Origin of the sequence: Candidatus Borrelia undatumii (assembly GCF_020882015.2) — a bacterium.
Classification (GTDB): Bacteria; Spirochaetota; Spirochaetia; order Borreliales; family Borreliaceae; genus Borrelia.
This window is the reverse complement of record NZ_CP086555.2, coordinates 552,780-568,408: the sequence shown is the minus strand read 5'-3', so window position 1 is coordinate 568,408 and position 15,629 is coordinate 552,780. Positions and strand designations below refer to the sequence as shown.

Annotated in this window: 14 protein-coding genes; 7 read left to right on the top strand and 7 right to left on the bottom strand. The window is 34.1% G+C overall.

The annotated features are described in order from the left end of the window. Positions 1 to 3: 3 nt before the first annotated feature. Positions 4 to 2,016: an NAD-dependent DNA ligase LigA gene (ligA, locus tag LKV13_RS02785; protein WP_229089080.1), complete on the bottom strand. Its 2,013-nt coding sequence runs from the start codon at positions 2,014 to 2,016 to the stop codon at positions 4 to 6. 344 nt (positions 2,017 to 2,360) lie between these two features. On the opposite strand from ligA, the gene LKV13_RS02780 reads away from it, so the two are divergent. Genes LKV13_RS02780 through LKV13_RS02755 form a run of 6 tightly spaced genes read left to right on the top strand, consistent with a single transcriptional unit; the run spans position 2,361 to position 7,563 of the window. Continuing rightward, complete coding sequence (locus LKV13_RS02780; protein ID WP_229089078.1) at positions 2,361 to 2,741, top strand: response regulator; 381 nt, start codon at positions 2,361 to 2,363, stop codon at positions 2,739 to 2,741. A gap of 10 nt (positions 2,742 to 2,751) precedes the next feature. Further along, a complete protein-coding gene (gene fliS / locus LKV13_RS02775; RefSeq protein WP_229089077.1) occupies positions 2,752 to 3,171 on the top strand; it encodes a flagellar export chaperone FliS in 420 nt (139 codons plus the stop codon). Positions 3,172 to 3,202: 31 nt separating this feature from the next. Next, on the top strand, positions 3,203 to 3,559 hold the full coding sequence (locus tag LKV13_RS02770) for a hypothetical protein (protein ID WP_229089076.1): 357 nt from the start codon (positions 3,203 to 3,205) through the stop codon (positions 3,557 to 3,559). Beyond that, on the top strand, positions 3,556 to 6,324 hold the full coding sequence (gene polA, locus LKV13_RS02765) for a DNA polymerase I (protein ID WP_229089075.1): 2,769 nt from the start codon (positions 3,556 to 3,558) through the stop codon (positions 6,322 to 6,324). The genes LKV13_RS02770 and polA overlap by 4 nt, the downstream gene beginning before the upstream one ends. Beyond that, entirely contained in the window at positions 6,303 to 6,914 is a 612-nt protein-coding gene (coaE, locus tag LKV13_RS02760; RefSeq protein WP_229089074.1) for a dephospho-CoA kinase, read from the top strand. The genes polA and coaE overlap by 22 nt, the downstream gene beginning before the upstream one ends. Next, positions 6,898 to 7,563 carry an SPOR domain-containing protein gene (locus LKV13_RS02755; RefSeq protein WP_229089073.1) on the top strand — a complete coding sequence of 222 codons (666 nt, stop codon included), beginning with the start codon at positions 6,898 to 6,900 and terminating at the stop codon, positions 7,561 to 7,563. The genes coaE and LKV13_RS02755 overlap by 17 nt, the downstream gene beginning before the upstream one ends. Here LKV13_RS02755 and LKV13_RS02750 read toward each other — a convergent pair. The 6 genes from LKV13_RS02750 to LKV13_RS02725 all read right to left on the bottom strand — a co-directional run bounded on the left by LKV13_RS02750 (position 7,546) and on the right by LKV13_RS02725 (position 13,175). Further along, positions 7,546 to 8,913, bottom strand: coding sequence for an FGGY-family carbohydrate kinase (locus LKV13_RS02750; RefSeq protein ID WP_229089072.1), 1,368 nt, complete (start codon positions 8,911 to 8,913; stop codon positions 7,546 to 7,548). The genes LKV13_RS02755 and LKV13_RS02750 overlap by 18 nt on opposite strands. Positions 8,914 to 8,917: 4 nt before the next feature. Further along, a complete protein-coding gene (locus LKV13_RS02745; protein ID WP_229089071.1) occupies positions 8,918 to 10,138 on the bottom strand; it encodes a ribose-phosphate pyrophosphokinase in 1,221 nt (406 codons plus the stop codon). A 201-nt stretch (positions 10,139 to 10,339) separates the two neighbouring features. Then, positions 10,340 to 10,972, bottom strand: a complete 633-nt coding sequence (locus LKV13_RS02740) for a hypothetical protein (protein WP_229089070.1) — start codon at positions 10,970 to 10,972, stop codon at positions 10,340 to 10,342. Between the two features lie 95 nt (positions 10,973 to 11,067). After that, the gene (locus LKV13_RS02735) at positions 11,068 to 11,601 is read right to left on the bottom strand and encodes a tetratricopeptide repeat protein (RefSeq protein WP_229089069.1); all 534 of its coding nucleotides are present in this window, start codon (positions 11,599 to 11,601) and stop codon (positions 11,068 to 11,070) included. A gap of 73 nt (positions 11,602 to 11,674) precedes the next feature. After that, on the bottom strand, positions 11,675 to 12,646 hold the full coding sequence (locus LKV13_RS02730) for a hypothetical protein (protein WP_229089068.1): 972 nt from the start codon (positions 12,644 to 12,646) through the stop codon (positions 11,675 to 11,677). Between the two features lie 301 nt (positions 12,647 to 12,947). Continuing rightward, positions 12,948 to 13,175 (bottom strand): KTSC domain-containing protein, encoded by a 228-nt coding sequence (locus LKV13_RS02725; RefSeq protein ID WP_229089067.1) that lies wholly within the window; start codon positions 13,173 to 13,175, stop codon positions 12,948 to 12,950. Positions 13,176 to 13,547: 372 nt separating this feature from the next. Here LKV13_RS02725 and fusA point away from each other — a divergent pair, with 372 nt between their 5' ends. Further along, entirely contained in the window at positions 13,548 to 15,626 is a 2,079-nt protein-coding gene (fusA, locus tag LKV13_RS02720; RefSeq protein WP_229089066.1) for an elongation factor G, read from the top strand. The last annotated feature ends 3 nt before the right edge of the window (positions 15,627 to 15,629 follow it).

The window sequence follows — 15,629 nt, the reverse complement described above, 5'->3', positions numbered from 1 at the left end:
GGCCTAATCGTCTAATTCTAATAGACCTTTAATGTCAGAAATACCAATAATTTTAATGCCCAAATCGCTAGCTTTTCTTGCTTTCAAGCCAGGCTTCTTTCCAACAATTAAAAAATCTAAATTTCTGGTAACTGAGTTATTATAAATGGCACCTTTTCTAGTTATTTTATTAATAAGAATATGTCTAGGGCATTCTTCAAAAGAACCTGTAATACAAAATTTTTTCCCAAATAAAGAAGAGCTTAAATCATCCTCCTTGTTATTCTCCTCCATTCTAAAGCCCAATTCTTTGAAAACGTTAAATTTACCCAAAATACTCCCATCATTAAATGACTCAATAATATTTAAAGCTGTTCTTTCCCCTATCCCCTTAATCTTTAAAAGCTCTGCAAAGGCATTCTCTTTATTCTTACAAAGAGTACTAATAGCATCAAACGAATTTAAGTTGTTACCAATTAACAATGCTATTGTATTCTCACCAACCTCCTTAATACTCATACTAAGGAGCAGCTTTCTGAACGGTTTCTTTTTACTGTTTTCTATGGAACTTTTAAATTTATCTATTTTCTTAAACTTGAATCCTTTCAAATCAATAAGCTTATCAAAATCAAAAGTGTAAAGATCGATTTCTGAACATATAAAACCCTTTTTAAAAAGAAGCTCAATCGTTCTATCTGAAAGTCCTGTAATATCCATACATTTCTTACTACAAAAATATTTTATCTGCTCAATTACCCTAAAGGGGCAAATTTTATTTTCACAAAAAAGATGAGAACCCTCGCTTATTAAAGGGGTTCCACATGAAGGACAACTACTTGGAATTTTAAAACTACCAACGGAAAACTTTTCAGCGACTGACTCAACAGCTGGAATTACATCTCCACGCCTTGAAATTGAAACAATATCTCCAATATTTAAACTAATAGAATCTATGTAATCTTGATTATGCAGAGTAGCATTTTCAATAAAGGCTCCCGAAACAAGAACCCTCTCAACGTGTGCAACAGGAGTAATCTTGCCACTACGTCCAACCTGAACAAAAATATCAATCACCTTGCTGAGGCTCGTAAGAGATTCGAATTTATAAGCTATTGACCACTTTGGATGATGAGAGGTGTGCCCTAGAGTTTCCCTTAAAAAAAAACTATCTACCTTCAGAACAACCCCATCAATCTCATATCCAAGATCACCTCTTTTGCCCTCTATCTCTCTTACATAACGCATAATATCTTCTTCTAATTTTTTACCATCAAAAATCTTAAAGAAGGGATTAACTTTAAATCCTAGTCCTTTAAGTTTATGCAAAGCATCATGATTTGTATTAAAACCTAAACTAGAGTACAAAACGTCATAAACAAAAATATCCAAGGGAAATCTAGCAACTTCCCTACTATTTACTCTTCTGAGTATACCCGAAGCTAAATTTCTAGCGTTAACATAAGCATTTTCCAGCGTTTGGTTTATCTTTAAAAAATTTTCCTTATCAATGTAAATCTCGCCTCTTAATACTAAATCAATATTTCCATCAATACATAAGGGAACATTTTTGATTGTTCTAACATTCTCAGTAACATCATTTCCAATCCTTCCATCTCCCCTAGTCAATGCTTTCGTAAGCATGCCATCTTCATAATAAAGAACAATTGAACACCCATCAATTTTTGGCTCAACCGAGATACCATGAAAAATTTCCAAGCCGTAGCTAAACTCCCCTAACCCCAACCTCCTAATCCACAAAAACAATTCCTTTTCATCGTAAGCCTTATCCAAACTCAGTATGGGAAAAGAATGTTCAACTTCTTTAAACTCATTTAAAAGATCGCTACCAAACTTAAGAGTGGGAGTATCTAATGTCTTATATTCAGGGTACTTACTCTCTAAATCCTGAAGGCGCAAAAGAGACTTATCATAATGTAGGTCATCTACACTCGGTGAAGAATCTACATAATACTCCCTGTTCCATTTTCTGATCAAATTTTTTAAATTCAAAATCTCATTTTCCACTTTTTTGTTCATAAACTCAGCATCAAAGTTACTAAAAATTCAGAGTACATTTTAACAAAATAATGCAAACAATATACGTTATCCTTAAGGAAAGAAATAAAAGTATAAGCAATTCTTATCTAAAATATAAAAATAACAAATATTAAAAGTTTAAGACTAAAAACAATGTCGAAAATTTAACTTAATAACTAGAAGGCAGTTCGAACCTAGATACTTAAGAGATAAATAGGCCAACTTTAAAATATAAAGAAAATAGCTAAAAAAGAACAAAACTGGCAATTGTGAATTATATCTTTAATTGATATTAAAATCACTTTTGATGTCTTGTTATGCTAAAATTAAGCGAGGAGTGGAGTTTGAAAGAAAATAGAAAAGCCCTAGTTGTTGATGATTCTGTCTTTATGAGAAAAAATCTAATAAAGATATTAAAAAAGTTAGGCTTTAGCGAGTTTTTTGAAGCAGAAGATGGGTTTGAAGCGGTTAGAGAGTTTGAACAACGGGAGGAAATTGACCTAATAACTCTTGATATAACAATGATGGGAATGGATGGCATTACGGCTCTTGAGAGAATAAATGAAATCAATAGTAAATTTTCAAAAAAAATTAATGTATTAATGGTTACAGCACTTGGAAAGCAAGAACTCATTAAAAAAGCTTTGGAGCTTGGCGCTAGTGGCTATATTACAAAACCCTTCAGAGAAGATCAAATAAGAGAGCAAATAAGAACACTGAAATAGGGGAAGATTCTTGACAGCAAAAGAAGATATATACAAGAAAACACAGATCAATACATCAAGTCCACTCTTGTTGCTAGTAATGCTTTATGAGAGGGCTATACAAGATTTAGAAATTGCTGAGGAATTCTACCAAAAAGAAGATCCAAAGAGCATAGTGCAGGCTGATAAAAAGGTATACCATGCACAAGACATAATTACTGAGTTGATGTCTACCCTGAATTTTGAAGATGGAGGCGATATCTCTAGACAATTATTCTCGATATATTCCTTTTTAAACAAAGAATTAGATCGGGTTATATTAGAAAAAAATAGAGAAAGCATTCAAGAGGTAATCAGACATCTTAAAAATTTGCATGCAGCTTGGAAAGAGACGCTCAGTAAGGATCGTGATACCTGCAACAAGAAATTAGGAATCAACATTGTCAGCTAACCAAGTATTGGAAAAATATTTGCGAGATTTAATGCTTGAGCTTAAAAAATTAAGAGCCATTTTAGTATTTGAGAGTGAAAGCGTCAATAAGGGAGCAATTGGTGTATTAAATTTCACAAACCCTAGAAAAGATTTAATTTCAAGCTCCATCAGCAACTATTACATCACTATAAGTGCATGGCTAGGGGCGCAAGACAGACCGCAGAAAGAAGTTGAAACATTAATCGAGGATATTAACTTACTCAAAGAAGAAATATGCATAATGTACCAAAATTCATATAAAACTATGAAGGGACTTTATGAACAAAAATCAACAATACCGAAGGCAAACTTCTCTAGGCGTCTTTTTAAGCACAATAACCCGATTTTAGTAGATGTTAAGATATGAAAACGATTTATCTCATCGATGCCTTAAATATAGTATTTAGGAGTTACCACGTAATGAAGGGCACTCCTCTTTTTAATAGGAGAGGCGAAAACATTAATGCATTTTTTGGATTTTTCAAAACTCTTTTTTTTATAATGAAAGAGAAAAATCCAGAAAGCCTTGTTGTAACCTTTGATTCAGAGACTCAAACTTTTAGAAAAGAAAAATATCCAAGCTACAAATCAACAAGAGACGTTCCTCCTGATGATTTAATACCTCAAATCTACTGGATAAAAGAAGGACTAATGAGGGCAAATATTCCAATTTTTGAGATACAAGGGTATGAAGCCGATGACCTTATTGCTAGTTTTGTAAGAAAAGCGGAAACAAACAATTATTTAACATATATCATATCTCCAGACAAAGATTTATTGCAAATGATGTCAGATCAAACCAGAATACTAAAACTCGAAAACGGCAACTTTGTAGAAATGGATTATGATTATGTGAGGAGAAAATTTGCAATAGATAGTTCTCAAATAAAGGATTATTTATCCATTGTTGGAGACAGATCAGACAATATCCCAGGCGTTAAAGGAATCGGAGAAAAAGGCGCTGCTAGGCTACTGAGTGAATTTAAGACATTAAATGGAATATACGAAAACATAGATTCTATTGACAATAGATACAAAGAAATTTTAATAAAAGAAAAAGAAAATGCTTTTTTAAGCTATGAACTTGTTAGTCTTGTAGAAGATCTAGAGTTACCTGATCTTGAAGAATTTAAACTGGGAAATTTTAAAGAAGATGTTATAGAACTTTTTGAGGAACACTCTGCGATAAAATTAATTAAGTCTTATAAGAAAGACATCTTAAAGCAAACATCTATAAATCAGATACAAAAGTCAATCTTCCAGGAAAGGGTGCCGACTATCAACCAAGCAGACAAAGACATCTTGAAGACAATAACGCCATATTCAAGCAATTTAAAGACAATACAGGAAGAAAATATTAAATATGAAACGATATTAACTAGGGAACAGCTTGACTCATTAATAGAAAAACTAAAAAAAACACAGTATGTAGCAATAGACACAGAGGCGACCTCTTTGAATGCCTATGACGCTAAAATAATTGGAATCTCAGTTGCATTTAAAGAGTTTGAAGGGTATTACATTCCAATAGACAATAAGGAAAAAAAATTTATTGAGAAAGAATACATAGTAAAAAAATTTAATGAATTTTTCAAAACAGAACCTAAATTAATTGGTCAAAATTATAAATTCGATTACAAAATACTTAAGCATAACGGCTTTGATCCAATTTCTCCTCACTTTGACACAATGATAGCAGCTTATATTATTGACTCAAACACAAAAGTATCTCTTGATTTTTTAGCAGAAAAGTATTTAATGCATAAGAATATCACATACGAGGAGATAGTTGCAAAAAATAGCACATTAAAGAGCGTTCCACTTGAAATAGTATCCAATTATTCTGCTGAAGATGCTGATATCACTTTCAGACTATTTAAAGTCTTTACAAAAAAGCTTAAAGAAGATAACCTTGAGGGCTTGATGATGGAAATAGAAATGCCATTTAGTAATGTTATTACAGATATGGAAGAAAATGGCATTTATGCTGACAGAGATTACTTGAGGCAATATAGCCATGAGCTTGATAAAGAATTAAAGTTACTTGAAAATGAAATAATCGAGAGCATAGGCATTGAATTTAACCTAAATTCAACAAGACAACTACACGAAGTCTTATTTGAAAAATTGAATCTGAGTATACCAGAAGATGCTAAGCAGGACTCAACAGAGAGTAGGTTACTAGAGGCAATAAAGCCTCAACATGCTGTGGTAGAAAAAATCATACAACACAGACAGCTTGTAAAGTTGAAAAGTACGTACACGGATATTCTAGTAGATTTTATTAACAAAAAAACAAATAAAATACAAACTAATTTTTTACAAATAAGAACGGCAACGGGGAGGATTTCAAGTACATCACCTAACTTACAAAATATTCCAATCAAGGATGAGAGAGGTCGCAGAATAAGAGAGGCTTTTAAACCGGAGAAAGGCAATATTTTCATTTCCGGTGACTACTCACAAATTGAACTTGTAATACTGGCACACCTTTCAGAAGATGAAAATCTAATCGAGGCTTTCAAAAGTAAGAAAGACATCCACACAGAAACAGCATCGAAACTTTTTAAAGTAGACAAAGACAAAGTAACTCCCTTGATGAGAAGAATGGCAAAATCAATTAATTTTGGAATAATTTATAGAATGTCAGACTTTAGACTTGCAAAAGATTTATCAATTTCAAGAGAAGAGGCAAAAAAATTTATTGACTCCTACTTTGCTCTTTATCCCAAGATAGAAACTTTTATGAAAAACCAGATAAACTTTGTAAGAAAAAATGGTTATAGCGAAACTCTTTTAAAAAGAAGGCGATATGTTAAAGAAATTAATAGTCAAAATTATACGGAGCGTTCGGGTGCTGAACGCATAGCTATAAACAGTACAATTCAAGGAAGCGCAGCTGATGTAATGAAAATTGCAATGATCAAAGTTTATGATGAATTTAGGCTCAGAAAGTTGAAGTCAAAGATACTCTTACAAGTTCATGATGAAATGCTAGTTGAGTCTCCCGAGCAAGAGTGTGAAGAGGCAATAAAGATAATTAAGGAAATGATGGAAAATGCTTATCCCTTAAGGCTTCCCTTAAACTCAAATATTGAAACCGGAAAATCATGGGGAGAAATGCATCCATAATTGGGATAACAGGCAGGATAGCGACTGGCAAAAATACTGTTTCAAAAATAATTATAAGTGAGTATGGGTATCATGAAATAGATGTAGATAAAATTGGACATGCGGCTCTAAGTGAAAAACGAGATCAGATAGTCAAGATCTTTGGTAGGAAGATATTAAATGATAGAAATAAAATAGAAAGATTTAAACTCGGAAAAATTGTTTTTAATGATAAAGGAAAAATGGAAGACCTAGAAGCAATAACACACCCCTTTATAAAGAAAGAAGTAAAGAACAAAATATTGAAAAATACATTTGATAAAGTGATAATAAATTCCGCGTTGCTTTTTAAGTTGAATCTTGAGCAATTCTGCAAACACATATTTGTTATAACATCAAGTGATACTGTAATAAAGACAAGACTCAAATTAGATCGCAACCTTGATGATAATTTGATTACAAACATCCTCAAGCTGCAAAAACGCATTTTTTTCAACAAAAATACTCTAAATCTAAAAATAATAAATATAATTAACAATGGAAGTTATTATTATCTGAAGAAAAAAGTTAATGCAAAAATGAAGGAGGTAATGGGTGAAAGATTTGAATGAAAATAGTAACAAAGGCTTTTTAGTAGCGCTTACTTCGATTATAGCCGTTTGCACGATAATATTTCTTGGAATAATTATTTTCTTCCCAAACAAAAATCTGGCCTCTGATATCGCAAGCAAAAATATTGTTTTACAAGAAACAGAAGGAAAAAAAGCTACAGAAAATGAAAATACCGAAGAAACGTTAAAAATAACTGACAATGCAAACGAAATTATAATTGATCTTACAAAAGATCTTAAAAAGAATAAAAATTTAAGTAGCAGTATCGATAATAAAAAAGAACTACAGGTTGTCAAACAACATGAGACTACAAAAAAACATATAAAAGAACCGCTTCAAAAACCAAAACCCATTGTAAGGGCAAAAAAGCAACGCCAAGATAAACTTGAAAGCAAATATGACCCTAACAAAGAATACTACATACAATTTGTATCACTATCAGATCCTATCTCCGCTGATAATAACATTCAAGCATTAATGAAATATAAAATAAGAGCAAAAATCTACTCAGCAACGATAAATGAAAAGGATATCTACAGAGTTAGGTCTGGGCCTTACAAGACCATATCAGAAGCAAAGTCAGATCTGGGAAGAATATCTACATTAAATGAATTTAAAGATGCCTATATCTTAACTGTTAATAAATAAATTAAAATTCGAAACATATTTTTGGTACTTCTCCACATAGATATCATGAACGCCAGCATTAAACGATATAGTCTTTCTGAATCTAGCGAGCTTTTCAAACGCCTGCCCTAGAGTTTTAAACTCCTTTAAACGGCAAAAAGCTAAAATTGCATTACCGATAATTTCTGAATGCTTAAATTCAAAAACTTTTAAATCCCTACCAATAATATTGGCCTTTAGCTCATTTAAGAATGAATTATCCGAATTAGAACCACTTAAAAAAATATCCAACACATCTTTTCCTAAGGACTTAAACTGCAAGAGCCTATTATAGAAGGCAAAATAAGAAGATTCAAGTATTGCAACACCCATCTGTAAAGGATTATCTAAACTCCCCAAAACACCTTTACTTAAATCCTCCTTTATTTGCGAATCTACCGAAATATGATCAGAAAAAATCTCTTTTTTGCTTCCATAAAAATAGACACCACCCAAATCATTTACCATGCTGGATATTGCTTCAAAAAAATCTTTAAAAGATCTCGTCTTATCAAAAAATCTATCCTTAAGTATCTGCAATAAATACCCAGAAGGAACTATTCTTCCAATAACGAATAAATCATCTAAAAAATAAGGATACTGTAAATAAAATCCCTCTAACTGCTCGTCTGAAACCAAATTAAAGCCTTCAGTTGTTCCAGTTCTGTTTGATAAAATCCCGGGGGAAAACGCCCCGCTCCCAATAAGAACACTCAAATAATCCATACCAGCATTAATTACTTCTACCCCATCCTTAATTCCAAACTCAATACTAGCACTGTTAGTAACTCTGCCAGCAATCTCCCCCATCCTCAAAAAGGGAGGAAATTTATTTTGATCAAGATTATACTCTCTCATCTCAGCATCACTCCAGATAAAAGGCACATAAGCTGAGCTGGGATAGCTTGTAATAAGATTGCCTGTAAGCAAATAAATAAAATACTCAAAACAAGATACAAAGTATCTCACCTTATCATAAATCCCTCTTTCACATGCTCTCAGAACAAGTGGCAAAAAGACCGACTTACCCCTAAAGCTCCCAAAAGTTTTGGAAGAATTCCAGTGTAAAACTTCCAAAGGAACCAGATTTGCATCAAGGGCTATTAAACATGGAGAGATACCACTAATAGAAATACAATCTATATTCTTATCTTTGAAATTAGCAATTGCCCTTCTTAAAGCAAAAACCCATATTCTGTAATCAAAATTCTCAAAATCAACCACAAAATAATCGAAGTAGTTTACATCAAGACTTTCTAAAACTCCATAATGAGAATTAACTAAAGCGGATTTTAAAGTACTAGTACCAATATCAATACTTAGCACATTCATAAAATTATCTCTTCGAAATTAAATTTTGAATATCGTCGCTTCTATCAAGAATTTTTTGTAAACTGATTCTATTGTGAATTGCAAAAATCGCACCCGCAAAGATATGCGCAACATTAGCCTCGCAATACCAAGGTTTATTTATAAGCTCAGAATCATGATAAACTGCATTTGTACCTATTATTTTGTAAAAATACCCCTCTTCATAAGCCTTATCAAAATACTTAATCGCATCCCCATTGAAAAACGGCAAACTTATCGCACATATTATCTTTTTAGCTCCCATACTTTTGAGTAATTTTACGGCCTTAATAAAAGTTCCACCAGTAGCCAACATGTCATCACTCATAAAAACATTTTTACCCTCAACATCCCCTAAAAGCTTAGTAACAGATATATTAGAATCACTAACACTATGTACTACCCTTGAGTAGTCTCTCTCTTTATAAAGCAAAGCCAAGGGTCTTTTAAGATTAGATGCAAAAAATTTGTTCCTATTAACGGCCCCCGTATCAGGGGAAACAACCACCAAATCTAAATCTTTAATATCTATTAGTTCAGCTAAAACTTCAAAGATTTCATAAGATACATTCAAATTTTCAAAATACGCCCTTCTGAAAACATTCTCAATAGCTTTTGAATGAATATCTAACGTTAGAATATGTTTAACTCCCAATTCTTCTAAAAATCTACCAAAGAGACTTGCCGTCAGACCCTCTCTTGAGTGTTTTTTATCCTGTCTTGAGTAAGGATAAGAAGGGACAATAACACTCACAGAATTGGCCTTAGCTTGCATGCATGCATCTACAGTAGTCATCAAATTCATCATATGATCATTAATTGTCATGACTACTTTTTCATTACCATTCACATCAACTGGAAAAGTATTGGAAACATCTTGAACAATGAAAATATCTTTATCTCTTATGGTCTTCAAAATCTCTGATTTAAATTCACCATTAGCAAATTTAACGAACTTTACAGGAATCGACATGTCTTCGTCAACTCCTATGTTAGAGAATTCAAGCCCCTCTAAAAAAGGTGGCAAAATTCCCTCAAGTTTTAAGATATCTTCTTTCAAACGACCAGACGTTTGCGAAATTTTTTCAACAACCTGCCTCTCGGCGCGTATAAATACCTTCTTAAGCTCCTCGATTATTTTACCGGCAAAAACCTTCCCGCCGGGGCAAGCAACAATCCCTATTGACTTTTTAATAAGCAAACTCAAATCCGAAACTCCCCCACTTTAAAATTCTCCTATTCTACATTACTCCAGCAAAGCGCAAACAACATTAGAGAAAAGCTCAAAATCAAGGCAACAAGATACCCTCTTAAAAAGCAGACATCACTCGGTCGAGGAAGTCAAGTCAAATAAAGCAACAGACAAACAGCACAAACCTAACAAAACTGCTCATCGACCCACAGCGCTTTATATAACACCGAACTCAAACCCCAAACCAACCTTTAAGTCAGAAAACACGTTATTATTAATGTTCCAACTGTAACATAACTCAAGCATTAAGAAAGAAAACATAATCCTTCCTCCTAAATCCCAAGCAAACACGCCAAGCTCATCCAAAACAGAATCCTTAACACCAGTAGCCAAATTCAATCTAGGCCCAGTAAAAAATGCAACAGCACCGATAAAAAAATCTAATCTTGTGTAAAATCTAGGCTCTAACGCTCCGATAAATGAAAAGCTATTATTTAATTGTCCATCACGTTTTATCGCCTTAAACAAATTTAAATCGAATGCGAGCTCAAACCCAAGTGACAAAAGATCATCAAATCTTGCTCCCATTTGAGCATGCCCCCCATAACTTAAACCAGTCTTGGACACGTTAACCATATCTGAAAAACTTCGAATTATTTCCTCCCTCTCAACAGAATCCACGTCCTTCTTAAGTTTTTCACCCAAGTTCAAGGCAGTATCATAAAAGTTTGAAATAATGCTAACCGGCATATCTAATCCAACCCCAAGGTTAAGCTCAAAAGTGGTGTCTGAGAATCCATTGACAGAAACAAGCACAAGCAAACTTAAAAATAAAATTTTTACTCTCATGTTAATTAAACCTCCAAAAATACCTAAACAAATTTTCCCAAAAAACCCGATGCAACAAATATTGGCTCATTATATCATAAAAACTATCTTTAGACTCAATTCTCCAAGACGGAGGAAACTAAATCGCTTGCATTAGGAGGTATTGGATAATTTAATTCCCTATATTTTAATATGTATTTTCTCGAATTTTCTCTATCATTTCTTACATGGTAAATGTAGAAAACATTAAACAATGCTTCTTTATTAGCGGGGGCAACCTCTAAAGTATTTAAATAAAATTTTAAAGCTTCTTCCAAATCACCCTTCCTTAGAAATAAATAAGCTTTTAAATTGGTCAATAAGATATTACTAGTATCACTCTTCAACAAGGACTCAAGTCTAGATTCAGCCTCATCATACTTTTTCAGATTTATGTAAGCTAAAACAAAATTGTAGCTAGATGCATTATTCGAACTTGAATTAAATTTAATAGACTTCTCGTAAAGAGATACAGAAATCCCATCATTTCCAAGGGCTTCATTCAGTTTGGCAAGCTTATAGTACTCATCGGATATAACCTGATACTCTCCGGCAAGAGTACTGCAAGAAAACAACAAACAAAAAAACAAAAAAACGAGGGCTTTATACATAAAAAACACAATGTTCACCCACTCAGGATAAACATTGTACAATTAAAATTCAATAAGGATCAATTACAAAACCCTAAATAATGATTGGAATCTCAAATCCAAGTCCCAGTCTTAAATCCCTATACTTGAAATCGCTAACAGAAAACAACACAGATGTCTCCAGATTAAGAAATGTTAACCTCACTCTAAACCCGGTCTCAATAACACTGAAAGGACTGGTTATCTTATTCCCATTACCCAAATTTCCCACATAAACAGGATCTGTCACCAAAGATTTATCACCAAAGCCCGCAAAAAGGGTGGTAGCCAAATAATAAACATCATATTTGACAAAAAGTCTTGGCATTACTCCAAATCCCAAATTATCAGACGAAGAATCTCTTAAAAGTCTAACGTTTGGCGCAAGCATTCTTCCAAAATTCATACCAAACCCGAGCTCAAACCCGAAATAAAAATCACTGTTTAGAATAGGAAGACCAGCTTGAAAATATCCCTGAAGACCAGTACTAAATAAAGGCGACAATTTCTTTCTTAAAGCACCATTTAAAGCATTCCCTGGTGTAGAAATTCCATCCAACAATGCGAAAATATCATCCGAACTTCCAACACCAAATTCGCTCAATTGATCAAATACCATCTCCTTTAACTCAACAGCATGCCTAGTAGTCTCTCCTAACTGATCTATAAACTTTCTAATGCCAATTCCACTAACCCCATCTAGCCTCTCAATCAGAGTTACAACATCTAACCTACTTAATTTTAGAAAAACGTCTCTGAGTTGATGGGCATTAGCCAAAATAGACCTAACATCTTTTAGAGAAGACAAATCCAGCTCAAAAACATCCGCTATCTGCAGAGATCTTAACCTATTAGGCAAGTTAATAATGGCGCTGTAATTTCCTCGATAAGAGTTATAAACAGCAGTCGCACTATTAACAAGCACGTTAAAACGAGGCATAGCCCTTCTCTTAAAATCCTTCAAGATGGAGAAAAATCGCATACTCAACCAATTGTCTAGTACCGTACCCGTGCTCCTGTTAAACAAAAAAAATGACTCAAGACTCGTCTGAAAATTAAACCCCGCCGAGAAATAAAAAACTTTAGCAAAAGCTGTCTGAACACACAAAAAACAAACTTAAGACAATCAAAACCCTTCTCATATCTTCCTCCTTTAACACATTAAAATACAAATTTAACCATTCCTAATGATACATCTTATGCTAGCAAAATCCAACTAAGTCTTAAAAAGTAATTAGTACTTTTTAAGACTTAAACCAAAACTCAGCATACGGGCAAATAAAAAAAAGGGATCCCCATATATGGGATCCCTTTTCATTAACTAAAATTTAAAGCTTTTCTTGATCATATTTATTAAATATATGCTCAGTTAAATATTTACCAACCGATTTTCTCTCCTGAACAAGTTTAGATATCGTACTAAAATGCCTTGGCTCAATCTTAAAATATTTGTAAGCTCTCCCGTCTTTAAAAAACACAGAAAGCTCAGACAAGGCAGAATCATAATCAACCTGACATATCTTGCTCAACTCATGAGATATTGTTAAAGTATTCAAACTTATACCCTCCAAATGGTTATCCTTAGGAGTATAAAATATAAAGTAAAGAAAGAGTAAATTCATTAAATATAAGAACTTTTAATCAATAAAATCAAAATTTACTAAATGATATATTCCCTAGGGACGATTCTATAATGTAAGAAAAAATTAGTCAAGGGGACTCAAAGCATATCACACAAGCTTGACGCTCCAACAAGCCTTAAAAACAAACCCCTTAAACACAACCGGAAGTATATTTCGCCTTTAGATAAAGAGTCTTAAGTCAAAAATCACTTGACACAACCACAATAGATTTTTTGAAAAAAATCATGTAAAATGTGCTAAAGGGATTAATGGTCTATCACACAAACTTAGGAGGGAAGGTATCCCATGGATTATAAAAAGCTGCGAAACATAGGCATCAGCGCTCACATTGATTCAGGAAAAACTACACTTACGGAACGTATTCTTTTTTATTGTAACAAAATCCACGCCATTCATGAAGTTAAGGGAAAGGATGGGGTCGGAGCAACAATGGATTCGATGGAACTTGAAAGAGAAAGAGGGATCACCATAGCATCGGCAGCGACTCATGTTGAATGGAGGGATCACCCAATAAATATTATCGATACTCCGGGTCACGTTGATTTTACTATTGAAGTTGAGCGTTCGCTTAGAGTCCTAGATGGGGCTATACTTGTCCTTGACTCTGTTGCAGGCGTTCAGTCTCAGTCAATTACAGTTGACAGACAATTGAAAAGATATAACGTACCACGTCTTGCGTTTGTAAACAAATGTGATAAAACTGGGGCAAACCCTTATGGTGTAAAAGAGCAACTCAGAGAAAAGCTTGACTTAAACTCCGTTTTAATGCAACTTCCAATCGGACTTGAAGATAAGCATCTTGGGGTTGTGGATCTCGTTTTAATGAAAGCTTACTACTTTGAGGGCAAAGACGGAACAGAAATCATAGAAAAGGAGATTCCCACTGAACTGCTGGGAGAGGCGAGGGAGAAGCGAGAGCAGATGCTTGATGCTTTGTCTGACTTTAACGACGAATTGATGGAACTTCATATGGAAGGAAAAGATGTTAGTGAGATGGTGATATATGATGCCATTAGAACTGGTACTTTGGCTTTAAAGCTATGTCCTGTATTTATGGGTTCTGCCTACAAGAACAAGGGAGTTCAACTTTTACTTGACGCTGTGACCAAATTTTTACCTTCTCCTCACGATATTAAGAATGTGGCGCTTGATATAAACAACAATGAAAAAGAAGTTATTCTTAAAACCGATGATAACTTGCCCACCGTGGCGCTCGCTTTTAAGTTAGAGGATGGTCAATATGGGCAATTAACTTATGTGAGAATGTATCAAGGAGTTTTAAGGAAAGGGCAAGAACTTATCAACTCAAGAACTTCTAGGAAGTTCAAGGTTGGAAGGCTTATTAGAATGCACGCCAATAACACTGAAGACATTGAATTTGGAAGTAGCGGGGACATTGTCGCCCTATTTGGGATAGAATGTGCATCAGGAGATACCTTTTGTGATCCCTCGATTAATTACTCGATGACATCGATGTATATTCCAGACCCCGTGATATCTCTTTCTGTTAAGCCTAGGGATAAAAAATCAGCCGATAACATGGCCAAGGCTCTTGGAAGATTTACTAAAGAGGATCCCACGTTTAAAACCTATGTGGATCCCGATTCAGGTGAAACGATAATACAGGGAATGGGAGAGTTGCATTTAGAAGTTTACATTGAAAGAATGAAGAGAGAGTTTAAGGCAGAGGTTGATACGGGTATGCCTCAGGTGGCATACAGGGAGACCATTACAGAAAAAGCAGAATTTAATTATACACATAAGAAGCAATCGGGAGGAGCTGGTCAATTTGGAAGAGTTGCTGGGTTTATGGAACCACTTGAAACAGAGGAACAGACTTACGAATTTGTCAACCTCATAAAGGGCGGAGTAATTCCAACAGAATATATCCCATCATGTGATAAGGGATTTCAAAAGGCTATGGAAAAGGGAACCCTAATCGGATTCCCCATTGTCGGTATTAAGGTTACAATCAACGACGGACAATACCACATTGTCGACTCATCCGACATTGCGTTCCAACTTGCAGCGCTTGGCGCCTTCAGGGAAGCTTATAATAAGGCAAGGCCTACTATACTTGAACCAATAATGAGAGTAACTCTTGAGGGTCCAACAGAATTTCAGGGCAACATGTTTGGTCTTCTAAATCAGAGGAGGGGCATAATTTTAGGCTCCCTTGAAGAGGGAAGTTTCTCAAAAGTTGAAGCCGAGGTGCCTTTAAGCGAAATGTTCGGGTTTTCAACTGTTTTAAGATCATCTACACAGGGAAAAGCTGAATTCTCGATGGAGTTTTTAAGATACGGCAAAGTTCCAAGCACTGTGTTCGATGAGTTATGCAAAAAATTTAATGAAGGAAGCAAATAAAAA